The organism is Leisingera sp. CC-HEC093, from assembly GCF_059429195.1.
Map to the genome: position 1 here is coordinate 2,403,370 of NZ_JCAIJR010000001.1, position 22,310 is coordinate 2,425,679.

Genomic DNA, 22,310 nt, shown 5'->3' on the forward strand with positions numbered 1-22,310 from the left:
ACCTAACAGGACGGAGTGCCAGGCATGTCCATTCCCCAGTCCGGCGGCGGACCGATCGAACGTCATGAACAGCTTGCCGAATATCTTGCCGATGGCTGCAAGCCCAAGGAAGACTGGCGTATCGGCACCGAGCACGAGAAGTTCGGCTTCTGCAAGGACACGCTGAAGCCGCTGCCCTATGCCGGTGAACGCTCCATCCTGGCGGTTCTCGAAGGCCTGCGCGACGGCCACGGCTGGGCGCCGCTGACCGAAGGCGGCAACCTTATCGGCCTGACCAAGGATGGTGCCAACATCAGCCTGGAACCGGGCGGCCAATTGGAGCTCTCCGGGGCGCCGCTGGAAACCATCCACGAGACTTGCGACGAGGTGAACGCCCACCTGCGCGACGTGAAGGACATCGCCGACAAGATCGGTGTCGGCTTCATCGGGCTGGGTGCTGCCCCGGTCTGGAAGCATGAAGACATGCCGCTGATGCCTAAGGGCCGCTACAAGCTGATGGACGGCTACATGCAAAAGGTCGGCACCATGGGCACCACCATGATGCGGCGCACTTGCACCGTGCAGGTGAACCTGGACTTCTCGTCTGAGGCCGACATGGTGCAGAAGATGCGGGTGGCGCTGGCTTTGCAGCCGGTTGCAACCGCGCTGTTCGCCAATTCCCCGTTTCTGGACGGACAGCCCAACGGCCATAAATCCTGGCGCGCCCGTGTCTGGCGCGATCTGGACGCCGACCGCACCGGCATGCTGCCGTTTGTGTTCGAGAACGGCTTCGGGTTTGAGGCTTGGGTGCAATATGCGCTCGATGTGCCGATGTATTTCGTCTACCGGAGAGGGGAGTACATCAACGCGCTCGGCATGTCCTTTCGCGATTTCCTGAAGGGCGAGCTGCCCGCGCTGCCGGGTGAAACCCCGACACTCAGCGACTGGGCCGACCACCTGACCACCATCTTTCCTGAGGCCCGCGTTAAGAAATTCATTGAGATGCGGGGTGCCGACGGTGGCCCCTGGCGCCGCCTTTGCGCGCTGCCTGCCTTCTGGGTCGGCCTCACCTATGATCAAGGCGCGCTCAATGCGGCCTGGGATCTGGTCAAGGACTGGGATGCCGAAACCCGCGACGCGCTGCGCGTTGCCGCCTCTGAGCAGGGGCTGCAGGCCAAGGTGAACGGCATCAGCATGCACGAGCTTGCCCGCGAGGCGGTGGCAATCTCCGAAAGCGGCTTGAAGGCGCGCGCGCGCCCCGGCGCAGGCGGGCTGGTGCCGGATGAAACCCACTTCCTCAATGCGCTGAAGGACAGCCTTGAAACCGGCAAGGTGCCTGCGGACGAGCTGCTGGAGCGTTACAATGGCGCTTGGGAAGGGGATCTTTCCCGTATCTACGGCGAGTTTGCCTACTGACAGTCTGCAACCTTGCGCCTGCAAAACCCAGCTTTTCCGCTAGGTAAGGGCTGGGTTTTTTGTTTTGCAGCTCTGGCACAGCGTGCGGTTTTCAGCTCTGCTGCCTGGCAGAAAGGCTTGATGGTTTTCTGGACAGGGCGGTGTTTGATCAGGATTGCTTTGCGGCTTGCCAGTAAAATTGCGCACCGATATTGAACTGCTGTTCATTGAAGCAAAGGTTTGAACTATGCGTGATTTTTTCATCTCGGCCTTCGAAAAACTCGTTGGCCTGATTGTCATTCTGATGGTTGTCGGTGTGCTCGGCGGTGCCGTTGCGATTTACTCCGACCCCTTCAAAGGCGGCGCTATTCCTGCCCTGTTGGTACTAATGGGCGGGCTTCTCTATGTGATCATGCTGGGCGGAATGCTGTACTTGTTCCTTGGCATCTACCACAACACCAAGCGCACGGCTGAGGCTGTGGGCCGCCAAGCTTAGAGCTGGCACCTCTATAAAGAAAACCGGCGGCAAGTCTCATCCTGCCGCCGGCTGTTTTCACCTGAGTGGAGGCTTTAGGCCTTACTGCGCTTGCAGCTCCGCCGGGTCTTTGTCCGCAATATCGGTCCAGTTGGCATTGGCGTTCTGCACAAAACCCGGAATGTCGCCTTTCCAGCGCTCCTGAATGTCCTGCGACAGATTGAGGTAAAGAGTGTTGTCGACGATCTTCCAGTGGTTCGGGTCACCGTCGAACTTGAAGCCCATCGCGGTGCCAAAGGCGCAGTAGCCGCCGTAGGCCGGCACATAGGCTTCGGGATTTTTTTCAAAGGCTGCTTTGTGCTCTTCCGAGGCAAAACGGTAGGTTGCGTCATTGTAAATGGAAGTGATTTTGTAGCTGCCTTTGGTAGGGGCACCGTCCGTGAAATATGCGACCGGGTCATAGCCCTGCATGGCCAGACCGGTGGAGGATGCGTTAATCTCAACGCCCGCCGCCAGTGCCGAGGTTGCCATCGCAACCGACAGAGCCACACCGCTGATCAGTGCTTTTACTTTGTTCATGGTCCCGTCCTTTCAAATCCCGGCCGCGGCGTTCCCAAATGCTTGCCCGGCCGGCGTTTCACCATGTGTGCCGCGGTATGCTGCGGGTCACGGCACCGATGTGGAGGGCCGGATGATCACATTCAAAACAACTCAATTTGACTGTGCGCGGGGCGGCAGCAGGCTGTGCAATTCTGCGCAGAACGCGTGACAGGCTGCACGGTTGCGGGCAGAGTGGGCTCAGGCAAATTGGAGAACAGAATGACAGGTGCATTACCCCCCCGCCGCGCCGTGCTGGGCGGCCTTCTGGCGGCTTCAGTCCTTGCAGGGGCGGCAGCTGCCCAAAATATCAGCGGCAGCTACCGCGCCGAGGGGCGCAACCCTGATGGCAGTGCTTATACCGGCACGGTGCAGGTTCGCGATGCAGATGGTGCGATAGAGATGAACTGGCAGGTCGGTACCCAGGCCTATGCCGGGACAGGCACCCGCAGCGGTGATGTGGTCTGGGTAAACTGGGGTGATACCTATCCGGTGGTCTACGTGCGTATGCCCAGCGGTGAGCTGCACGGCACTTGGTCGAACGGCCGCGGGCTGGAGCGGCTCATTCCGTGACCTGCAGCGCCAGCACAAAGCGAACCACTTTCTCCTCGGGCATTTCGCAAGGTTTCAGCCGTGCGCCGGTGGAAAGCCGGTAGAGGTTTAGGCTGATGTATCCGGTCCTCCCAGTTCGTGTGCGAGAAGCTTCTGTGCTTTACCGCCAGCCATATCCTGCCGGACCGCCGCATAACGCCGCCCATCGGCAATGCCAGTGAAGCCGCCCGACGGCAGCGCATCAAAGGCGGCCAGAAACGCATCCAGCCCGCCCTTGCTCACTTTTGCCCGATCCGCGGCTCCGTGCCCGCGCGCAGGCGGGTGATATTGGCCGAGTGGCGGGCGAACACCACCGCTGCCAGAAGCACTGCCAGCAGCGCCACCGGCTGGTATCCCAGCAGCAAGGCCCAGACCGCACCGGAGGCCGCGGAGACCAGTGCTCCCAGTGAGGAGATCCGGCTGGCTGCAGCCGCCGCCAGCCACGTCAGGCAGCAGGCAATTCCCACCGGCCAGGCCAGCGCCAGCATCAGGCCGAGAAAGGTCGCAACCCCCTTGCCGCCCCTGAACCCCAGCCAGATTGGAAAACAATGGCCGAGGAACGCCATCAGCCCCGCTGCCTGCGCCGCGTCCTCGCCAGCCAGAAAGCGGGCCAGCAGCACCGCCGCCGCGCCCTTGCCGCCATCCAGAAACAGCGTCAGTGCCGCGGCAGCTTTGCTGCCAGTGCGCAGCACGTTGGTGGTGCCGATATTGCCCGACCCGATTTCCCGCAGGTTGCCAAGCCGGAATGCCTTGGTTACCACCAGCCCGAAGGGTACGGAGCCGAGGCCGTAGCCGATCGCAGCCCACAGAATCAAAGCCGCCGCAGAGCTTTCCAGTACTGGCATCAGTCCCTCCGGAAGACGGCTTCACCCGCCACATAGGTTGCTTCGATCCGGCCCTGCATCCGGTGACCGTCATAGGGTGTGTTCTGCGACTTCGAGCGCAGTTTGAAGCGGTCCAGCACAAACGGCACATCCGCATCGAACAGCACCAGATCCGCAGGCGCGCCCGCCGCCAGCCTGCCGCTCTCCAGCCCCAGCCGCCTGGCCGGGTTCAGCGCCATAGCGCGGAACAGGGTCGGCAGGTCCAGCAGTTCGGCATGATAAAGGCGCAGCGCCGCAGGCAGCAGCGTCTCCAGCGCCACCGCGCCGGCCGCGGCTTCCTCGAACGGCAGCCGCTTGCTTTCCTCATCCTGCGGCGTGTGCATCGAGGAGATGATGTCAATGAGCCCGGTCCGGACCGCCTCAACGACCGCCAGCCGGTCGTCTTCGGAGCGCAACGGCGGCTTCACCTTGAAGAAGCTGCGGTACCCCGCCACGTCCAGCTCATTGAGCGTCAGATGGTGAACAGAGGTGCCTGCGGTGATATCGAGCCCGTTCTTCTTGGCCCGGTCCAGCGCGGGCAGGGCGCGCGCCGTTGTGATCTGGTCGGCGTGGTATTTCGCTCCAGTCATTTCCAAAAGTGCAATATCGCGGTCCAGACCCATCCGTTCCGCCATTGGCGACACCGCAGGCAGACCGTACAATGCTGCGAACTTGCCACTGGTGGCAGCTGCGCCCTTGCTCAGAACCGGCTCCTGCGGATGGGCAATGACCAATGCGCCGCAGGATCGCGCATAGGTCAGCGCCCGCTGGAACACCTTGGTGTTGCTGACCACATGGTCGCAGTCGGAAAAGGCCACAGCGCCGGCATCCATCAGGAAGCCGATCTCTGTCATCTCGCGGCCCTCGCGCCCCTTGGTCAGCGCCGCCATCGGCAGCACATTGACCGGAGTGTCGGCTTGGGCGCGGCGGGTCACGAATTCCAAGGTCTCCGGGCTGTCGATTGCCGGTGCGGTGTCGGGGCGGGTGACGATGGTGGTGACCCCGCCTGCCGCCGCCGCAAGACCTGCAGACTTAAAGCTTTCCTTGTGCCGCTCACCCGGCTCGCAAATCTTGACACCAATATCGACGATCCCCGGCGCCAGGCATTTGCCGCCGCAGTCCACTGCGGTCACATCATCCGGTGCGATGCCATGCGCACGCAGCAGCTGGTCGGGATCGGTGGCATCCTTTTCGACCGCTGCGATCCGCCCGTTCCGCACCAGAACTGCGCCGGGCGAGTCGGTGCCTGCCTCTGGATCGATCAGGCGTGCGTTGATGAAGAGAGTGGTCATGCCTTGGCTCTTTCAATTGCATTGAGGGTCGCGGCCGAGTCGGCCTGGTATTTGATCAGGTGCTTGTCGCCGGTCTTGGTGACCACCTGCACATAGCTGCCCATGGCGCGGACAGTTTCAATTTGTTGAAGCGGTATGCTGCGGCCGGCCGGGCCGGACAGGGCGCCGCTGGTCAGGGTCCAGATCACCGCCAGTTCCTCGCTGGCCATGTACCAGCCGCGCAAGGCAATGGCGGCCAGCCCGCCCACAGCGCCGGTCCAGATGTGGGGGCTTTCCAGAAACCACAGAACCGCCATAGCGCCACCCATGCCAATTGCCGCCATCCAGGCGTGGGCGCGGACATAGGCGCCGCGGTCGGGCTTGAATTCAGCCGTTGCCATCAGAACACCAAGGCCCAGACAACCAAGGCAATCAGGGTCATGACAATGGCAAACAGGGCGGCACCGATGCGGCGCGCCTTGCTGCGGGCCTCGCGCGGGGACAGCTTGGGCGCGGAGTAGGGCTTGGCGCTCTCGGCGGTCACCGGCGGCGCACTCCAATTGGTCTGCCGCTCGCCATAGGTGCCTTTGAGCACGATCTGATCCGCCGGGGTCAGCCGTGTCTCTTCGCCGTCGAAGGCGCGGGAGCGGATCAGCAGAACGTGGCCTTCCAGCGCCTGCAGCATGTCCCGGTCCTCATCGACCTGCGCTCGCGGCACGCCGCAGCCTTCGGCCAGGTAGCCGGTTAGGCCGATATCCTCCAAATCGGAGACCGGGAAGATCTCCACCTGATCCATGTCCAAGGCATCAATGCCCAGCACCTGCGCCAGCGCGCCAGGCTCCTTCAGGAACGCTGCCTGCTCCGGCCGCATGTCCAGAGTAAACAGCCGGATCACACCGCGCTCGCCTGCTGGGATATGAATGACGCCCTCCAAGCGGCTCAGCCTGCTTCTTCCTGGCGCTCTGCGCGCAGGTTGCGGGCCAGGAGATCCATCGCCGCCATCCGCACCGCGACACCCATTTCTACTTGCTCCTGAATGACAGAGCGGTTGATGTCATCGGCGAGTGTTCCGTCAATCTCAACTCCGCGGTTCATCGGGCCGGGGTGCATAACAATAGCGTCGGGCTTGGCCAGCGCCAGTTTCTCGGCGTCAAGGCCGTAGCGGTGGTAATATTCGCGCTCCGACGGGATGAAGCCGCCGTCCATGCGTTCCTTCTGAAGCCGCAGCATCATGACAACGTCCACGTCCTTCAACCCTTCGCGCATGTCGTCGTAAACCTCGGCGCCGAACTCGGCGAACTGGCCGGGCACCAGCGTCGGCGGGCCGATCAGGCGGATGCGGTTTTCCATCTTGCCCAGCAGGATCAGGTTCGACCGCGCGACGCGGCTGTGCGCGATGTCGCCGCAGATCGCGATGTTCAGCCTGTGCAGGCGGCCCTTGGAACGGCGGATGGTCAGCGCATCCAGCAGCGCCTGGGTCGGATGCTCATGCTTGCCGTCGCCAGCGTTCAGAACTGCGCAGTTCACCTTTTGCGCCAGGAGGTCCACCGCGCCGGAGTGCGGGTGGCGCACGACCAGCAAGTCCGGGTGCATCGCATTCAGCGTCATCGCGGTGTCGATCAGGGTCTCGCCTTTTTTGATCGAGGACGCCTGCATCGCCATGTTCATAACGTCTGCGCCCAGCCGCTTGCCTGCCAGCTCAAACGAGGCCTGGGTGCGGGTGGAGTTCTCAAAGAACATGTTGATCTGGGTAAGCCCTGCCAGCACGTCCGAATGCTTCTCAGGGCGGCGGTTCAGCGCCACATAGTCGTCGGCCAGATCCAGGATCGCGGTGATCTCATGCGGCTTCAGCGGTTCGATGCCAAGCAGGTGGCGGTGTTCGAAGGACATATGGGGCGGCTCCGCTTGATTTGCCGGTTCTTATAGGCGGCGTGCGCGGAGCGGGCAACGGCTGCGTGGACGCGTGCCTGGGTATTTTGAGTATTTGCAGTAAGATGATGGGGAGGTGTTCCGCTTGGGCACCGGGCGGAGTAGCTTGGGCGCATGGAATCGGCACTGGATTACTGGAGCGCGCGGGCGCTGTTGGAGTGGCAGGCGGAGCTTGGCGCCACCGAGGCGCTGTGCGACGCGCCCGTAGACCGCTATGCGCTTGAGCAGGCCGCCCCCAAGCCGAAACCGGGCGCGGCCGCCGCGCCGCCGCCGAAGCCCAGGGAAGTGGATCCCGCCGAAGTCGCTCAGAAGGCGGCCAAGAGCGCGGCCTCGCTGCCTGCCTTGCGCGAAGCGATGGACGGGTTCAGCCACTGCGACCTGAAGCGCGGGGCCCGCAATCTGGTGTTTTCCGACGGACAGGCCGGCGCGCGGGTGATGATCATCGGCGAGGCGCCGGGCCGCGACGAAGACCTGCAGGGCAAACCGTTTGTGGGCCGCGCCGGGCAGCTTCTAGACAAGATGCTGGAGGCGATCGGCCTCAGCCGCGCGGAAAGTGTCTATATCACCAATGTGCTGCCCTGGCGGCCGCCGCAGAACCGCGACCCGCTGCCTGGCGAAATTGCCATGCTGACCCCTTTTCTGGAACGGCATGTCGCGCTGGCAGAGCCGGATATCCTTGTCCTGATGGGCAACATCAGCTGCCAGGCGGTGATGGGTAAACGCGGCATCACCCGGCTGCGCGGGCAGTGGGATCAGGCTTGGGGCAAGCCGGTCATTCCGATGTTCCATCCCGCCTACCTGCTGCGCCAGCCGCAGCGGAAGCGGCTGGCCTGGGCCGACCTCTTGGAGCTGAAGGCGCGGCTGGGGAGCTTGTCCTGAGGTAGCCCATGAAAATTCTGGCATTCTCCGACCTGCATCTTTCAGCCTCCCATGCTGCGGACATCGTAGCAGCAAGCGCGGGCGCGGATCTGGTGATCGGCGCCGGTGATTTCTGCAACATGCGGATGGGGCTGGACAGCGCGGTGGCCATGCTCGCGGGGTTGAAGGCGCCGATGGTGGCGGTTCCGGGCAATGGTGAAAGCGCGGATGAACTGCGTGCGGCAGGATTTGCGAACACCACTGTGCTGCATGGTGAAGGCACGGACGTCGATGGGCTGCGCCTTTTCGGGCTGGGGTATGGCGTGCCGGAAACGCCGTTCGGCGGCTGGTCCTGCGATCTGAGCGAGGTGCAGGCAGGGACAATGCTGGCCGCCTGCGACCATGCGGATATCCTGATCTCCCATTCGCCGCCCAGAGGATTGGGCGATGTGACCTCCCGCGGGCAGCCTGTCGGCTCCACTTCGGTTAGGGCCGCAGCAGAGCGGATCCAGCCGCAGCTGTTGCTATGCGGCCATGTGCATGATTGCTGGGGGTTTCGCGGGCATCTCGGCAAGACAGTGGTGGCAAACCTCGGCCCCGGTGTGAACTGGTTCGAGGTGGAACCATGATTGATCCCGTAACCCTTCTGGCCTTCATCCCGGCGGCACTGGCGCTGAACCTGACGCCGGGCGCGGACATGATGTTCTGCCTTGGACAGGGGCTGCGTTCCGGCCGCGCCGCGGCGCTGGCGGCCAGTGCCGGCATCTCGGCAGGCAGCATGGTGCATGTGACGCTGGCCGGGTTGGGGCTGGGGGCTGTGGTCTCAGCCATGCCTGCGCTTTTTGACGTGATCCGCTGGGCCGGCGTGGGCTATCTTTTGTTCCTGGCCTGGGTCGCCTTGCGCAGCGGGCCGGTCCAGGCCGATGCGCCTGCGGTTCCGGCCCGGCGGGCGTTCCGCTCCGGCTTTCTCGTCAATCTGACCAATCCCAAGGTGATCCTGTTCGTGCTGGCTTTCGTGCCGCAATTTGTGTCGCCTGAGGCCGGGCCGGTGCTGATGCAGTTCCTGATCTTCGGGCTGATCCTGGCCGCGGGCGGGTTCATCGTCAACGGCCTCGTCGGGATCTTTGCAGACCAGGCCGGGCGCCAGCTGACAGGCTCGCCGGTCATTGGGCGCTGGCTTGGCCGGGTTTCGGCCGGTATTTTTGCAGGGCTGGCCGTGCGGCTGGCAATCATGGAGAGGGCGTAGATGTCCCGTATCGACGAAAGCATGGAATTCATCCCGGTCCGCATCGCGGTGCTGACGGTTTCGGACAGCCGTAAGATGGAGGACGACCGCTCCGGCCAGGTGCTGGTCGACCGGTTGCGGGAGGCAGGCCATACGCTGGCCGACCGCAAGATCATCCCTGACGAACGGGCCGATATTGCCGCCCAGCTGCGGGCCTGGATTGCCGATCCCAAGGTTGACGTGGTGATTTCCACGGGCGGCACTGGCCTCACCGGCCGCGATGTGACGGTAGAGGCGCACCGCGACGTCTATGAGAAGGAGATAGAGGCTTTCGGCACTGTCTTCACTATGGTCTCGATGCAGAAGATCGGCACCAGCGCGGTGCAGTCGCGGGCCACCGGCGGCGTTGCGGGCGGAACCTACCTGTTTGCACTGCCCGGCAGCCCCGGCGCCTGCAAGGACGGCTGGGATGAAATCCTGTCAAATCAGCTCGATTACCGCCACCGCCCCTGCAATTTCGTGGAAATCATGCCCAGATTGGAGGAGCATCTGCGGCGGAAGTAACCGTGCACGGCGTGTAAGCTCGCAAACCCGCGCGGAAAATCGTATATTTCCAAGCGGGTCAATCATATGCGCGCCTAGGCATTTGCGCCTTGGCTGCCCGTGCGCGGCCCCGGCAGCTGCGGCCACCAGAAGGGAGAGACATGCGCTTTTTGCGTCAGAGTTTGATGGGGCTTTTCCTGGCGTCGCTGACGGCGGCTCTGCTGCTTTATGCCGGGCAGCTGATTTTCGGCGCCATCGAGGCGCAGCTCAATGCCGAACGCAAGGCGCCGCCGGTGCGAGAGCGGGTGTTTGCGGTCAATCTGGTGACCGCGGACCTGCAGACAGTGGCACCGGAGCTGACCGCCTTTGGCCGGGTTGAAAGCCGCCGCACTTTGGAATTGCGGACAGCCGCCGGCGGCCGGGTGGTTCAGCTTGCTGAGGATTTTGAGGAAGGCGGCGCAGTCCGGGCGGGCGAGGTGCTGGTGCAAATCGACCCGGCGGATGCGCAATCGGCGCTGGACCGCGCTGAGGCCGACATGATGGACGCCCGCGCCGAGGAGCGCGATGCGGGCCGGGCGCTGATCCTCGCACAGGACGAGCTGCAGGCGACCCAGGACCAGGCACAGCTGCGCGAGCGTGCGTTCCAGCGGCAGGTGGATTTGCAGGAACGCGGTGTCGGCACCGCAGCCACGGTGGAAACCGCGGAACTGGCCGCTGTGCAGGCCCGCCAAACGGTGATCTCGCGCCGCCAGGCGGTCAGCCAGGCGGAGGCGCGGGCGGATCAGGCAGCAACGCGCGTGGCCCGGGCGCAAATTGCGCTGGACGAGGCGCGCCGGGACTTGGAGGACACCACCATCATCGCAGGCTTCGACGGCACCCTGCAAGCGGTGAGCCTGGTGCAGGGGCGGCTTGTCTCGGCAAATGAGAAACTTGCGGACCTGATCGATCCAGACCTGCTGGAGGTGGCTTTCCGGGTTTCCACCGCGCAATACGCCCGGCTGCTGGACGGCGATGGCCACCTGCTGAAGGCCCCAGTGCGGGTGAGCCTTGATGCCGCGGGGGCCGGCCTCAGCGCGACCGGGCGGATATCCCGCGCCAGCGGCGCCGCTGGCGACGGGCAAACCGGACGGCTGGTCTATGCCAGCCTCGACGCAGCACCTGGGTTCAAGCCCGGGGACTTCGTGACCGTGCATGTGACAGAGTCCGAGGTCCGGGCTGTCGCGCGCGTCCCGGCCTCTGCGCTGGGGGCCGATGGTTCGGTCCTGGTTCTGGGCGCGGAGGACCGGCTGGAGGCGCTGGCGGTCGAGCTGGTGCGCCGTCAGGGCGATGATGTGCTGATCCGCGGCTCCGGCCTGGAAGGCCGCGAAGTTGTCACCGGGCGCACGCCTTTGCTGGGGGCTGGCATCAAGGTGCGCCCCTTGCGGCAGGGGGCAGAAGCGCAGGCTCTGCCGGAGCTGATCGAACTCACGGACGAGCGCCGCGCCCGGCTGGTGGCGCTGGTTGAGGGCAACAGCCGGATGCCCTCGGAGATGAAGGCGAAGATGCTGCAGCAGCTTGCCGAGGTCAAAGTGCCCGCACAACTGGTCAGCCGGATTGAAACCCGGATGGGAGGCTGAGGCCAATGGCGCGCCGGCTTCCTCGTCAGGCTCGCGGGCTGTTCAGCTATTTTACCCGGCATCGCACCGCAGCCAACCTCCTGCTGGTGATCATGCTGGTACTGGGCGCCGCGGCGATGCCCAATATGCGCGCCCAGTTCTTTCCCGATGTGATCGTCGAACGCGTCACAGTCACCGTTGAATGGGAAGGAGCCGGTCCTGAGGACGTGGACAGCGCCATCGTGCAGGTGCTGGAACCCGCGCTGCTGGCCGTTGACGGGGTAGAGGAAACATCCTCCACCTCCCGCGAGGGGCGGGCGACGCTGACGCTGGAGTTTGAGCCCGGCTCCGACATGGGGCAGGCCACCGACGACGTGCAGACTGCGGTCGACGGTATCACCACCTTACCGGATGAGGCCGAGGAGCCGGAAGTGCGGCGCGGTGCCTGGCGGGACCGTGTGACCGACGTGGTTATCACCGGGCCGGTGGGCGCGGGGCAACTGGGTCTTTTTTCTGATGAGCTGGTGGTGCGGCTGTTCGAAGCCGGCGTCACACGTACCACAATCCGCGGTGTGGCGGCGCCGGAAACCATCGTCGAGGTGCCGACGGCCAAGCTGATCACTCACGACATCACCATGCGCGAGATTGCAGAAGCCATCGCGGCAGAGGTCGATGCCGATCCCGCGGGCGATGTGGCCGGCGCCAACGCCCGCGTGCGCACCGGCAGCGAGAAACGCAGACCGGATGAGCTGAAGGCCATCGTCCTGCGCACCAATGCCGACGGCTCGGTGCTGACTATTGCCGATGTGGCACAGGTCAGGGTTGAGGGCGTCGACCGCAACCGGTCCTATTTCGTCAATGACAACCCGGCGATGTCGATCCGGGTTGACCGCTCCGACCAGGGCAACGCCATCCGCTTGCAAGCAAAGGTGCAGGAGGTTGTGGATGAGATGCAGGCCAGTCTGCCGCAGGGCGTGACGGCGGAACTGATCCGGACCCGGGCCCAGTCCATCACCGACCGCTTGGATATCCTGGTCGACAATGGCCTGATGGGGCTTGGCCTGGTGCTGTGCCTCCTGTTCCTGTTCCTAAACACCCGCATTGCCTTTTGGGTGGCAATGGGCATTCCGGCCTCGATGTTCGCCGCCGTGGCGCTGATGTATGCCGCCGGGATCACCATCAACATGGTCAGCCTGTTCGGCCTGATCATCACCCTTGGCATCGTGGTCGATGACGCCATCGTGGTGGGTGAACACGCCGATTTCCGGGTCCGGCGGCTGGGCGAAAGCCCCATCCAGGCAGCGGAGAATGCTGCCCGGCGCATGGCGATGCCGGTCTTTGCCGCGACGCTTACCACTATCATCGCCTTCTTCGGGCTGACCCTGGTCGGCGGCCGGTTCGGAGAGCTGATCCGCGACATCCCCTTTACCGTGATCGCGGTGCTGGCGGCGTCCTTGGTGGAATGCTTCCTGATCCTGCCCAACCACCTGGCCCATGCGCTGACCCACGCCCAGGCGCGCCACTGGTACGACTGGCCGAACCGGATGGTGAACCGCGGCTTCCGCTGGCTGCGCGACCATGCCTTCCGCCCGCTGATGGGGAAGATTGTCACCGCCCGCTACGCGGTGCTGGCCGGGGCGCTGGTAATCCTGGCCAGCCAGCTGGCGCTGTTCATCAACGGCGATGTGCAATGGCGCTTCTTCAACGCGCCGGAGCGCGGTTCGGTCACTGGAAATTTCGCCATGGTGGAGGGCGCCAGCCGCGCCGATACACTGGTGATGATGCAGGAAATGCAGCGGGCGACTGAGGCGCTGGGCACTGAGTACGAGGAGCGCTATGGCCGCAACCCGCTGGATTTTGTGATGGCGGAAACCGGCGGCAATGCCGGCCGCGGCCTCAGCGGAGTGGATGCCAAGGACAAGGATCTTTTGGGCGGGATCTCCATCGAACTGATCGACGCCGATCTGCGCCCCTATTCCAGCTTTGCCTTTGTGGCAGAACTGCAAGAGCGGGTGGTGCGCCATCCGATGGTGGAGACGATCTCCTTCCGCAGCTGGCGGTCCGGGCCGGGCGGCGATGCGCTGGACGTGCAATTCTCAGGTCCCAGCGTGCAGGTGCTGAAAGACGCCTCCGAGGATCTGAAAACCGCTTTGCTGCGTTTCCCCGAGGTCTCTGCGGTCGAGGACAATCTGGCCTACGACAAAGAGGAAGTGATCCTCGATCTCACTCCGCAGGGGCAGGCGCTGAACTTTACCACCGGCAGCCTGGGTCAGGCGCTCAGGGCACGTCTGAACGGGATCGAGGCCGCGACCTACCCCGACGGGCCGCGCAGCGCCACGATCCGGGTGGAGCTGCCCGAAAACGAGCTGACCGCCGATTTCCTGGAGCGCACCCTGATGCGGGCACCCAGCGGCATCTATGTGCCGCTGGCTGATATCGTTTCGGTCACCCAACGCACTGGTTTTTCCACCGTGCGCCGCGAGAACGGCATCCGGGTGATCAGCGTAACCGGCGACATCTCCGAGGACGACCCGGCCCGCGCCGAGGCTGTTACTCAGGCGCTGCAGAACGAGATCCTGCCCAAGGTCGCCAGCGAGCGGCAGGTGGAATGGCGCCTGTCCGGTCTGGCAGAGCAGGAGCAGACCTTCCTGCAGGAGGCAGGCACGGGGCTGATCCTCTGCCTCACCGGCATCTACCTGGTGCTGTCTTGGATCTTTGGCAGCTGGACCCGGCCGCTGGTGGTAATGGCAATCATTCCTTTCGGTCTCGTCGGCACCATATGGGGGCACTACGTTTGGGAGGTGCCGCTGAGCATGTTCACCGTGGTGGGCTTGTTGGGAATGACCGGGATCATCATTAACGATTCCATCGTGCTGGTGACGACTATCGACCAATACGCGCAGGACCGCGGACTGATCCCCTCGATCATCGACGCGGCGGCAGACCGGCTGCGCCCGGTTATGCTGACCACCATGACGACAGTGCTCGGCCTCGCCCCCTTGCTGTTCGAACGTTCGCAGCAAGCACAGTTCCTGAAACCGACGGTGATCACGCTGGTCTACGGCTTGGGCTTTGGCATGTTTCTGGTGCTGTTGGTCGTGCCTGCGCTGGTGGCCATGCAACGCGACCTGTCCCGGCCGCTCACCTCCCTGCGCCGCGCCCTGCGGCAGGGGGCGGGGCGCCTGCGCTGGCTGGTTCTGGGCACCGCGCTGGCGCAACTGGGCTGGCTGGTTTTGACGCTGGGCTGGGCAATGGCGACCGGTGCGCTGCATCCGGCGCTGCGGGCGTTTCCTGCTCTGGCGGCGATGGAGCCGGTGCGGGCTGGACTGCTTGCCTTTATTGCAGGTGCCTTTGTTCTGGCTCTGCTGGCCTATGCCGCGGGGGGGATCGCCTACCGGCTCAACACCCGCCAGCGCGCCTGAGCCAGCCGCGCCACGTCCCCCACCTGGTCCAGCAGTTGCAGGCCGCGGGCCTCAATCTCTGCGATTGGTATCCATTCGGCCTGTTCGGCGTCATCATCAGGCCATGGTTCGCCGCTCAGGTGCTCGCACAGCACCACGGTCAGCAGATATTGCCGCTGCGCCGCGCCCGCTGCAGCGCGGGAGATAACGTCGACGTTGGTGAGATACTCCAGCGGGCGTGCGGTAACGCCGGTCTCTTCCATCAACTCGCGCGCCGCGGCCTGCAGGGCGGTCTCGCCCATCTCGACATGGCCGCCGGGAAAGCCCCACCAGCCCGCATTCGGCTCCTTGCCGCGCTGTACCAGGATCACTTGATCCTGACCGTCAAAATGGCGGCAGACCACGGCAATGGTGCCCAGTACCGGGCGCGCAGGGCTGTCAGATGCGCTCATCCGGCGCTGCAACCTTGAATATCAACCGCGTGGCTCTTGCCCAGTACCGTGATCCGCACCTGCGAACGGTCAATCGCATAGGCGCTGCCATCCGCTGGCAAGAATTCGGTCTCAGCCACCAGCTGCCCGCCCTCGCGGCGGGTGGTGGTTTCACCGGCATATAGTTTGGGGTTGCCCGGTTCGATCACCGCAACCTCCTCGCCGCCGGCAGAAGGCATCGAGATGCGGGCGGTCACTTTCATTCCGTACTGGGACGGGCGCAGGCTGCAGGACGCCTTGCGCACGCCGGCCTCCTTGGCCGACCAGGGGCGGCTGGCCATCGCGGCGGCAATCGCCGGATTGCGGTCTGCACTGCTGTCCAGATGATGATCGAATTTCAGCTCTGCCGGCACGCAGACATCCTTGCATACCCCCAGCTGCATCCGCCCCTTCAGGCGTACCGGCTTGCCCGGGCTCTCAGGCGTGATCTCCACCGGCAGCACCAGCTGATCATGGTACCCGATGGTACGGTAGCCGGAGGTCATGAACACCTCTGGCGAGGGCCAGGTGATCGACAGCGCGCCGACATTGCGGGCACCGCGCCAGGAGAAGCTGGGCGGGATGCCGGCATCGCCGGGTGCGCGCCAATAGGTCTTCCATCCGGGCTGAAGGGTAATCTTCAGCGCACCCATGTGGGTGCCGCGCGGTGTCATGCCGCCGTCCAGAACCTCTATCCGCACTATATCGCCATCCACGCTGCCGGAAACGGCAGGGGGTGCGGCTGCGGCGGCAAGCAGGGCTGCCGCGACGGCGGCCGGTTTGATCAGCATTTGTCTCATGCCCGATTAAATGCGCCCGCTAGCCCGGTTTGCCAAGTCACGATCCGGTTAAGATCCGATCATCCCCCTGTGTTTGCGGCAAATTTGCCGGAGCCTGCGCGGGGTTGCGCCGATGCGCCCCTTGCGCGCGAAGCGGGCGCGCGTCATGGTGGTGGGAGGCAGCAGAAAGACGGAACTTCATGGATCTGACTGGCAAGCTCTTGATAGCAATGCCCGGAATCGGCGACCCGAGGTTTGAACATTCGGTGATCTTCCTGTGCTCGCACGGCGAGGAGGGCGCGATGGGCCTGATTGTCAACAAGCCCGCGGACGGTGTGGCTCTGGGGGATTTGCTGGAGCAACTGGACATGGGCGGTGAAGGCAATGCCGCATCCGTGCTGCCGGTGCGGTTCGGCGGTCCGGTGGAGACGCAGCGCGGCTTTGTGCTGCACACGCCGGATTACGAATCAGATGTCAGTTCCTTGAAAGTGCCGGGCGGTTTTTCGATGACGGCAACGCTGGATATTCTGGAGGACATCGCCCGCGGCGAGGGGCCTCAGGACCTGCTGGTTCTGCTGGGCTATGCCGGCTGGGGGCCCGGGCAGCTGGAATCGGAGATCGCCATGAACGGCTGGCTGACTGCAGAGGCCAGCCCGGGGCTGGTGTTTGGGGTCGCAGATGACAGCAAATGGGAAGCAGCCTTGAAGACCCTGGGCGTCGATCCGCTGACACTCTCGGCCAGCGCAGGCCACGCCTGACTATACAGGACCGGGGCTGCGCAGGGGCCGCTCCCGTGTTTTCAGCCTTTCAGAGATATTCCCAAAACCCTTGGGCCGGGCACCCGCCTGCAATGGGCGGGGCCGCCGCGGCGGTCAATCCCGCGGCGCGGCGGCGCGGCGCAGCCGGTCGTTGATGGCTTCGCCCAGCCCGTGCTCCGGCACCGGGGCGACAGCAATCGGTTTTCCAAGCGCATCAAGCTGGTGGAGATGGCCAAAGAGATTGGCCGCGGCCTCCGCCAGATCGCCGCGCTCGGACAGGTTCAGATTGCAGGCGCCGGGTCCAAAGCCGAGGTACAGCTCGCCCTCGCCAGGTGCCTCCGCGTTCAGACGCACCGGTGCGCCGGGTGCATAGTGGGACAGCAGCTGGCCGGGTGCGGTCAGCGGGTCGTGCACATCCCGTTCTGCCAGCTTGCAGCCCAGAACTGCTTCGATCTTCTCTGCCGCCAATCCGCCGGGGCGGAGCAGCATAGGGTCCGGCCCTGTCACCCCGATGATGGTGGATTCCAGGCCGACGCCGCAGGCGCCGTCATTCAGGATCGCGGCAATGCGGCCGTCCAGCCCCGCCTGCACATGGGCTGCCGTGGTAGGGCTGATCTTGCCGGAGGGGTTGGCCGACGGCGCCGCCACCGGCCCGTCCAGTTCCCGCAGCAGCGCTTGCGCTGAAGGATGCGCAGGCACCCGTACGCCCAGCGTCTCCAGACCCGCCGTGACCAGCGGCGAGATCCCGTGGCCCTTCCGCAGCGGCAGCACCAGGGTCAGCGGGCCGGGCCAGAAGGCCGCTGCCAGCTGTTCCGCAACGTCATTCCAATGCACGTAACGCCGCGCGGCCTCGGCCGAATGCACATGGGCAATCAGCGGGTTGAACGACGGCCGCCCCTTGGCCTCGTAGATCGCGGCAACCGCTTCGCCCTGCCGGGCATCAGCGCCCAGGCCATAAACCGTCTCAGTCGGGAAGGATACCAGCCGCCCCGCCTGCAAAAGCTGCGCGGCGCGGGCAATGCCGCCTGCGGTGGCGGCAAGGATTTCAGTGCTCTGCTGGGGCATTCCGGGTGACGCGGCGTTTTGGTTGATTGAAAGAAGCGCCCGGTTAGGTAATCGGACAAGCCACAGACAATAATAGGCCCGCGCCGGGAAGCCAAGACTGCCCGTGCCGACATGCCGCTAAAGCCCCTCAAAGGACGCCCATGACCTTCCGCGCCCCCGTTTCCGAGTATGAATTTCTGCTGAACCACGTAGTGGGCTACGACAGTATCCCGGCCACAGACCGTTTTGCCGAGGCAACGCCTGAAACGGTAAGCGCGATCCTGAGCGAGGCGGGCAAACTGTGCGACGAGGTGATGGCGCCCCTGCAGCGCAATGGCGACCTGCATCCCGCGCATCTGGAAAACGGTGTTCTGCGCACCTCGCCCGGGTTTGCCGAGGGCTACCAGGCCATCCGCGATGGCGGCTGGGTCGGCATCAGCGCGGCGGAGGAGTTCGGCGGCATGGGGCTGCCGCAAACGGTCGCTGTTGCGGTCTATGAGATGATGGCCGGCGCCTGCCTGTCGCTGCAGCTGGCCCCGCTGCTGAGCCAGGGCCAGATTGAGGCGCTGGAGCATCATGCCTCAGACGCTATCAAGGAACTGTACCTCCCCAAGCTGATCTCTGGTGAGTGGTCCGGCACCATGAACCTGACCGAACCGCAGGCCGGCTCCGATGTCGGCGCGCTCAGCTCCAAGGCAGAGCCCAACGGCGACGGCACCTATTCCGTCACGGGTCAGAAGATCTTCATTTCCTGGGGCGACACCGATTTTTGCGGCAATGTTTGCCACCTGGTGCTGGCGCGGCTGCCCGACGGGGTGCAGGGAACCAAGGGGATATCGCTGTTCCTGGTGCCGAAGTACTTGCCGGATGCGGACGGCAATCCGGGCAAGGCGAACGATCTCAAGGTCGTGAGCCTCGAACACAAGATGGGCCTGCACGGCTCCCCCACCTGCGTGATGCAGTTTGACGGCGCCACTGGCTGGCTGGTCGGGCAGGAACACGGTGGCATGGCGGCGATGTTCACCATGATGAACAACGCCCGCCTCGGCGTGGGCGGGCAGGGTGTCGGCGCGGGCGAAGGCGCCTATCAGCACGCGCTGGCCTATGCGCTGGAGCGTAAACAGGGCAAGACTGCCAGCGGGTTCATCGCCGACCACGCCGACGTGCGCCGGATGCTGATGGAGATGAAGGCGGACCTGTTTGCCTCGCGCGCGATCCTGATGGCCTGCGCCCGTGCCATAGACATGCACACTGCTACCGGCGGCGGCGACTGGGCCGTTCGGGCGGCCTTCCTGACACCGATAGCCAAGGCCTTTGGCACCGACACCGGCATGCGGGTTTCGGAAACCGGGGTGCAGGTCTATGGCGGCATGGGCTTCATCGAGGAATCGGGGGCCGCGCAGTATTACCGGGACGTGCGGGTGACAGCGATTTACGAGGGCACCAACGGTATTCAGTCGATGGATCTGGTGGCGCGCAAGATGATGGATGGCGGTGAGATGGCCTCTGCGCTGATCGACGAGATCGAGGAGCAGGCCGAGCGCGCCCGTGCTACCCATCCGAACATGGCCGAGGCCGTCTGGCAGGCCTGCGAATCCTTGCGCGAAGCAACCGAATGGCTGGTCTCCCAGCAGGATATGCAGGACCGGTTTGCGGGCTCGGTGCCCTACCTGCGCGCCTTTGCCCGGGTGCTGGGCGGCCATTACCACCTGGCTGCTGCCATGGCGGACAAGGGCGGTGCGCGCGAGAAGCTGGCCCGCTTTTACATCACCCGGATGTTGCCGGAGCACAGCGCGCTGCTGGCACATGCGCAGGCCGGAGCAGAGGGCACCTTCGCCCTCAGCCTCGACGAACTGGCGGGCTGAACCCGTGACCGATATCCCCGACGTCTCCCCCCGCACCCCCTGGGAAGAACCACCCGCGCCGGGCGAAGCGATTGAGGTGGCCGAGGGCGTCCTCTGGATGCGCCAGCCGCTGCCGATGAAGCTTGATCATGTCAACATCTACGCCCTGGACGAGGGCGACGGCTGGACGGTGATCGACACCGGCTTCAACTCCCGCAAAAGCCGTGGGATCTGGGAAAGCCTGATGGCCGGCCCGCTGCAGGGCAAGCCGGTGACGCGGGTTGTTGTCACCCATCACCACCCCGATCACATCGGCCTTGCCGGCTGGTTTCAAAGCGAACACGGTGCCGAGCTGGTCACCACCCGCACCGCCTGGCTGTTTGCCCGTATGCTGACGCTGGACGTGCAGGAGATCTGGCCGGAGGAGACCCTGGCCTATTATCGAAGCGCGGGTATGGCGCCGGAGGTCTATGACAAGCGCGTCAATGACCGGCCCTTCAATTTCGCCGATACCGTGCATCCGATGCCGCTGGGTTTCACGCGGATCAAACAGGGCGACGTGATCCGCATGGGCGGGCGTCACTGGGATGTGCACACCGGCAACGGCCACGCGCCGGAACATGCAACCTTCTGGAGCCGGGACGACAATCTGGTCATCACCGGTGACCAGATCCTGTCGACCATCAGCCCCAATATCGGCGTCTATGCGACTGAACCCATGGCAGACCCGCTGGGCGAATGGCTGGAGGCCTGCGAGCGGCTGGCAAAACTGGCGCGCCCCGATCATCTCGCCCTGGGCGGCCACAAGCTGCCGTTTTCGCGCCTGCCGCTCAGGATGCAGCAGCTCATCGGCAACCACCACGGCGCGCTGGAGCGGCTGATGGATCACCTTTCCGAGCCCCGCACCGCTGCCGATTGCTTTGCGCCGCTGTTCAAGCGCACAATCGGTGAGGGTGAGTACGGGCTTGCACTGGTCGAGGCTGTGGCCCATGTAAATCATCTGTACCATACTGGTCAGGTAGACCGCTGGAAGCGCAACGACGGCGCCTGGCTGTACCAGAGCAAGGGGTGACGCGCGCGCCCCGCAGAAGGGGAGGCACCATGAGCGACGAAATTTCCACCAGCGCCGAGGCGGCAGAGGCGGCGGTGCTGCCCTGCGTGCATGAAGTCCATGCCGACCCGGAGGCCTGCGCCGGCCTCACCAAAGTGCCGGAAAAGCTGCAGAAGCCGGACGCAGCCAAAAGCCCGGCCCGCTGGGCCTACGAGCGGCTGATCCTCTATATCCAGAATTTTGAGCAGCAGCTGGACGCCGAACATGAGGTCGCGATGGGGTTCACCGGCGGCAATACCGGCGTGCTCAGGATCGAAGGCATGGGATATTTCGACCCTGATATCATCACTTTCTACGGCAGCGAGCCGAACGGCTCCCGCACCCAGCTGGTGCAGCACGTGAGCCAGCTCAACGTAATGCTGCGCGCGGTGCCCAAGCCCCGCCAGGAAGAGCCCGCCAACCGCATCGGCTTCCGCCTTGCCTCGGATTTGGAAAAGGCCTGAAGCCGGATGGCCCGCACGATTCGCCGCGCGGGCCTTAGCTGCCGGTGCCCGTCGGTTTTCTGTGGATTTCGGGCGGGATTTCCCTGAGATGCGCCTGAATGACGTGGTGACAGGGCGCGGCAAATCCGGTAATCACCGGGAAAACGCACGTGAATTTGAGGGATAACTCACATGGCTGAACATCAGCACGGCACCATGGATACCACTGTTCAGGAGAAGATGTTCGAGAGCTTCATGACTTTCGTGACCCGCTTCTGCGTCGCGATGGTTTTTCTGGCGCTGTTCCTGGCCGTATTCGCAACCTGATCCCGGGATCTAATTGATGCGCAACCTGCTCTGCCTCGGCGCAGTGATGCTGGCGCTTGCGGGTTGCGCGGCGCCGCAGCAGCCCAATGCGGATGCTGAAACCCTGGCCCGGGTGGCGTACCGCCACCCAGGTCCTGCAGCGCTCACCCTTTACACGATGATCAACAACCGCACTGGGCGGGGCGGCCATACGTCGCTTATGATCAACGCGTCCGAGCGGGTGGTTTTCGACCCCGCTGGTTCCTTCTACGCCGCTGCCGTGCCGGAACGGAACGACGTTCTCCACGGTATCACCCCGGCGGTGGAGAAAGCCTACCGGGGCGCCCATGCGCGCAGCACCTTCCATGTCGTGGTGCAGCGGGTCGAGGTGACACCGGAACAGGCGCAGAAAGCCTATCAGCTGGCCGTCACCAATGGCCGTGTGCCCGGTGCCTATTGTGCCCAGGCCACCATCGGAATCCTGCAGCAGATCCCCGGCTTTGAAAGCCTCGACCGCACCTTTTATCCTGAAAAACTGTCTGCCCAGTTCGGCCAGCTGCCCGGTGTGGTGACGGAACGCTACTATGAGAACGACAGCGCAGACCTGCAGGCAGGCATAACCAAGAGCGATGCGGCACTGAAAGCCGCCGAGTAAGCCACCCGCCCGCAATTGCCAGCAGGCGCCGGGCAGGCACTTGCCCGGCGCGGGCCATGCTGCGCATGGCTGAATTTTGCTGAGAAGGCCTTGAGGGGGGGGGGACAGGTTTGCCCTCAACGCCGTATCCGATCGTACCGCACTTCCCGCCGCCTCAAGGGCAAGCCGCACCTGTGGGCGCGGACGCTCGCGCGTCCCT

Annotated in this window: 26 protein-coding genes; 15 read left to right on the forward strand and 11 right to left on the reverse strand. The window is 64.5% G+C overall.

The window, feature by feature from the left end:
• Nucleotides 1–24: 24 nt before the first annotated feature.
• Nucleotides 25–1,395, forward strand: coding sequence for a glutamate--cysteine ligase (locus AC5STB_RS11590; protein ID WP_495442984.1), 1,371 nt, complete (start codon nucleotides 25–27; stop codon nucleotides 1,393–1,395).
• A 39-nt stretch (nucleotides 1,396–1,434) separates the two neighbouring features.
• Here the strand turns inward: AC5STB_RS11590 and AC5STB_RS11595 are convergent, their stop codons facing one another.
• Nucleotides 1,435–1,602 (reverse strand): hypothetical protein, encoded by a 168-nt coding sequence (locus tag AC5STB_RS11595; RefSeq protein ID WP_495442985.1) that lies wholly within the window; start codon nucleotides 1,600–1,602, stop codon nucleotides 1,435–1,437.
• A 19-nt stretch (nucleotides 1,603–1,621) separates the two neighbouring features.
• On the opposite strand from AC5STB_RS11595, the gene AC5STB_RS11600 reads away from it, so the two are divergent.
• Nucleotides 1,622–1,870 (forward strand): hypothetical protein, encoded by a 249-nt coding sequence (locus AC5STB_RS11600; RefSeq protein ID WP_495442986.1) that lies wholly within the window; start codon nucleotides 1,622–1,624, stop codon nucleotides 1,868–1,870.
• A gap of 81 nt (nucleotides 1,871–1,951) precedes the next feature.
• Here the strand turns inward: AC5STB_RS11600 and AC5STB_RS11605 are convergent, their stop codons facing one another.
• Nucleotides 1,952–2,428 (reverse strand): YHS domain-containing (seleno)protein, encoded by a 477-nt coding sequence (locus AC5STB_RS11605; RefSeq protein WP_495442987.1) that lies wholly within the window; start codon nucleotides 2,426–2,428, stop codon nucleotides 1,952–1,954.
• Between the two features lie 240 nt (nucleotides 2,429–2,668).
• Between AC5STB_RS11605 and lfb1 the strand changes: the two genes are divergently transcribed.
• Nucleotides 2,669–3,019, forward strand: coding sequence for an LIC10280 family protein (gene lfb1 / locus AC5STB_RS11610; protein ID WP_495442988.1), 351 nt, complete (start codon nucleotides 2,669–2,671; stop codon nucleotides 3,017–3,019).
• An 87-nt stretch (nucleotides 3,020–3,106) separates the two neighbouring features.
• Here lfb1 and AC5STB_RS11615 read toward each other — a convergent pair whose 3' ends face one another.
• From AC5STB_RS11615 to AC5STB_RS11640, 6 genes are read right to left on the reverse strand one after another with little or no spacing between them, the layout of a single operon-like run.
• Nucleotides 3,107–3,280 carry a hypothetical protein gene (locus AC5STB_RS11615; protein ID WP_495442989.1) on the reverse strand — a complete coding sequence of 58 codons (174 nt, stop codon included), beginning with the start codon at nucleotides 3,278–3,280 and terminating at the stop codon, nucleotides 3,107–3,109.
• On the reverse strand, nucleotides 3,277–3,882 hold the full coding sequence (gene plsY, locus AC5STB_RS11620; protein ID WP_495442990.1) for a glycerol-3-phosphate 1-O-acyltransferase PlsY: 606 nt from the start codon (nucleotides 3,880–3,882) through the stop codon (nucleotides 3,277–3,279). Before plsY ends, AC5STB_RS11615 begins: the two co-directional genes overlap by 4 nt.
• Nucleotides 3,882–5,192, reverse strand: a complete 1,311-nt coding sequence (pyrC, locus tag AC5STB_RS11625; RefSeq protein ID WP_495442991.1) for a dihydroorotase — start codon at nucleotides 5,190–5,192, stop codon at nucleotides 3,882–3,884. Before pyrC ends, plsY begins: the two co-directional genes overlap by 1 nt.
• Nucleotides 5,189–5,572, reverse strand: coding sequence for a hypothetical protein (locus tag AC5STB_RS11630; protein WP_495442992.1), 384 nt, complete (start codon nucleotides 5,570–5,572; stop codon nucleotides 5,189–5,191). Before AC5STB_RS11630 ends, pyrC begins: the two co-directional genes overlap by 4 nt.
• Complete coding sequence (locus AC5STB_RS11635; protein ID WP_495442993.1) at nucleotides 5,572–6,105, reverse strand: hypothetical protein; 534 nt, start codon at nucleotides 6,103–6,105, stop codon at nucleotides 5,572–5,574. Before AC5STB_RS11635 ends, AC5STB_RS11630 begins: the two co-directional genes overlap by 1 nt.
• A gap of 5 nt (nucleotides 6,106–6,110) precedes the next feature.
• The gene (locus AC5STB_RS11640) at nucleotides 6,111–7,061 is read right to left on the reverse strand and encodes an aspartate carbamoyltransferase catalytic subunit (RefSeq protein ID WP_495442994.1); all 951 of its coding nucleotides are present in this window, start codon (nucleotides 7,059–7,061) and stop codon (nucleotides 6,111–6,113) included.
• A 153-nt stretch (nucleotides 7,062–7,214) separates the two neighbouring features.
• Between AC5STB_RS11640 and AC5STB_RS11645 the strand changes: the two genes are divergently transcribed.
• The 6 genes from AC5STB_RS11645 to AC5STB_RS11670 all read left to right on the forward strand — a co-directional run bounded on the left by AC5STB_RS11645 (nucleotide 7,215) and on the right by AC5STB_RS11670 (nucleotide 14,743).
• Nucleotides 7,215–7,979 carry a uracil-DNA glycosylase gene (locus AC5STB_RS11645; protein ID WP_495442995.1) on the forward strand — a complete coding sequence of 255 codons (765 nt, stop codon included), beginning with the start codon at nucleotides 7,215–7,217 and terminating at the stop codon, nucleotides 7,977–7,979.
• 8 nt (nucleotides 7,980–7,987) lie between these two features.
• The gene (locus AC5STB_RS11650; protein WP_495442996.1) at nucleotides 7,988–8,587 is read left to right on the forward strand and encodes a metallophosphoesterase family protein; all 600 of its coding nucleotides are present in this window, start codon (nucleotides 7,988–7,990) and stop codon (nucleotides 8,585–8,587) included.
• Nucleotides 8,584–9,204, forward strand: coding sequence for a LysE family translocator (locus tag AC5STB_RS11655; protein ID WP_495442997.1), 621 nt, complete (start codon nucleotides 8,584–8,586; stop codon nucleotides 9,202–9,204). Before AC5STB_RS11650 ends, AC5STB_RS11655 begins: the two co-directional genes overlap by 4 nt.
• Nucleotides 9,205–9,747: a molybdenum cofactor biosynthesis protein B gene (gene moaB / locus AC5STB_RS11660; protein ID WP_495442998.1), complete on the forward strand. Its 543-nt coding sequence runs from the start codon at nucleotides 9,205–9,207 to the stop codon at nucleotides 9,745–9,747.
• A 140-nt stretch (nucleotides 9,748–9,887) separates the two neighbouring features.
• Nucleotides 9,888–11,342, forward strand: coding sequence for an efflux RND transporter periplasmic adaptor subunit (locus AC5STB_RS11665; protein WP_495442999.1), 1,455 nt, complete (start codon nucleotides 9,888–9,890; stop codon nucleotides 11,340–11,342).
• Between the two features lie 5 nt (nucleotides 11,343–11,347).
• Entirely contained in the window at nucleotides 11,348–14,743 is a 3,396-nt protein-coding gene (locus AC5STB_RS11670) for an efflux RND transporter permease subunit (RefSeq protein WP_495443000.1), read from the forward strand.
• Here the strand turns inward: AC5STB_RS11670 and AC5STB_RS11675 are convergent.
• Both AC5STB_RS11675 and AC5STB_RS11680 read right to left on the reverse strand, forming a co-directional pair.
• On the reverse strand, nucleotides 14,713–15,174 hold the full coding sequence (locus tag AC5STB_RS11675; RefSeq protein ID WP_495443001.1) for an NUDIX hydrolase: 462 nt from the start codon (nucleotides 15,172–15,174) through the stop codon (nucleotides 14,713–14,715). The two genes, AC5STB_RS11670 and AC5STB_RS11675, sit on opposite strands and share 31 nt — an antisense overlap.
• Complete coding sequence (locus AC5STB_RS11680; protein WP_495443002.1) at nucleotides 15,171–15,992, reverse strand: protein-disulfide reductase DsbD domain-containing protein; 822 nt, start codon at nucleotides 15,990–15,992, stop codon at nucleotides 15,171–15,173. The genes AC5STB_RS11675 and AC5STB_RS11680 overlap by 4 nt, the downstream gene beginning before the upstream one ends.
• A gap of 179 nt (nucleotides 15,993–16,171) precedes the next feature.
• On the opposite strand from AC5STB_RS11680, the gene AC5STB_RS11685 reads away from it, so the two are divergent.
• On the forward strand, nucleotides 16,172–16,729 hold the full coding sequence (locus AC5STB_RS11685) for a YqgE/AlgH family protein (protein ID WP_495443003.1): 558 nt from the start codon (nucleotides 16,172–16,174) through the stop codon (nucleotides 16,727–16,729).
• Nucleotides 16,730–16,843: 114 nt separating this feature from the next.
• Here the strand turns inward: AC5STB_RS11685 and AC5STB_RS11690 are convergent, their stop codons facing one another.
• Nucleotides 16,844–17,794 (reverse strand): L-threonylcarbamoyladenylate synthase, encoded by a 951-nt coding sequence (locus AC5STB_RS11690; protein ID WP_495443004.1) that lies wholly within the window; start codon nucleotides 17,792–17,794, stop codon nucleotides 16,844–16,846.
• Between the two features lie 140 nt (nucleotides 17,795–17,934).
• Between AC5STB_RS11690 and AC5STB_RS11695 the strand changes: the two genes are divergently transcribed.
• The 5 genes from AC5STB_RS11695 (at nucleotide 17,935) to AC5STB_RS11715 (ending at nucleotide 22,111) form a co-directional block, all read left to right on the forward strand.
• Entirely contained in the window at nucleotides 17,935–19,638 is a 1,704-nt protein-coding gene (locus tag AC5STB_RS11695) for an acyl-CoA dehydrogenase (RefSeq protein WP_495443005.1), read from the forward strand.
• Between the two features lie 4 nt (nucleotides 19,639–19,642).
• Complete coding sequence (locus tag AC5STB_RS11700; protein WP_495443006.1) at nucleotides 19,643–20,689, forward strand: MBL fold metallo-hydrolase; 1,047 nt, start codon at nucleotides 19,643–19,645, stop codon at nucleotides 20,687–20,689.
• Nucleotides 20,690–20,718: 29 nt separating this feature from the next.
• On the forward strand, nucleotides 20,719–21,171 hold the full coding sequence (locus AC5STB_RS11705; protein ID WP_495443007.1) for a DUF6173 family protein: 453 nt from the start codon (nucleotides 20,719–20,721) through the stop codon (nucleotides 21,169–21,171).
• A gap of 171 nt (nucleotides 21,172–21,342) precedes the next feature.
• A complete protein-coding gene (locus AC5STB_RS11710; protein ID WP_495443008.1) occupies nucleotides 21,343–21,477 on the forward strand; it encodes an aa3-type cytochrome c oxidase subunit IV in 135 nt (44 codons plus the stop codon).
• A gap of 16 nt (nucleotides 21,478–21,493) precedes the next feature.
• Nucleotides 21,494–22,111, forward strand: coding sequence for a hypothetical protein (locus AC5STB_RS11715; RefSeq protein WP_495443009.1), 618 nt, complete (start codon nucleotides 21,494–21,496; stop codon nucleotides 22,109–22,111).
• Nucleotides 22,112–22,310 lie beyond the last annotated feature (199 nt).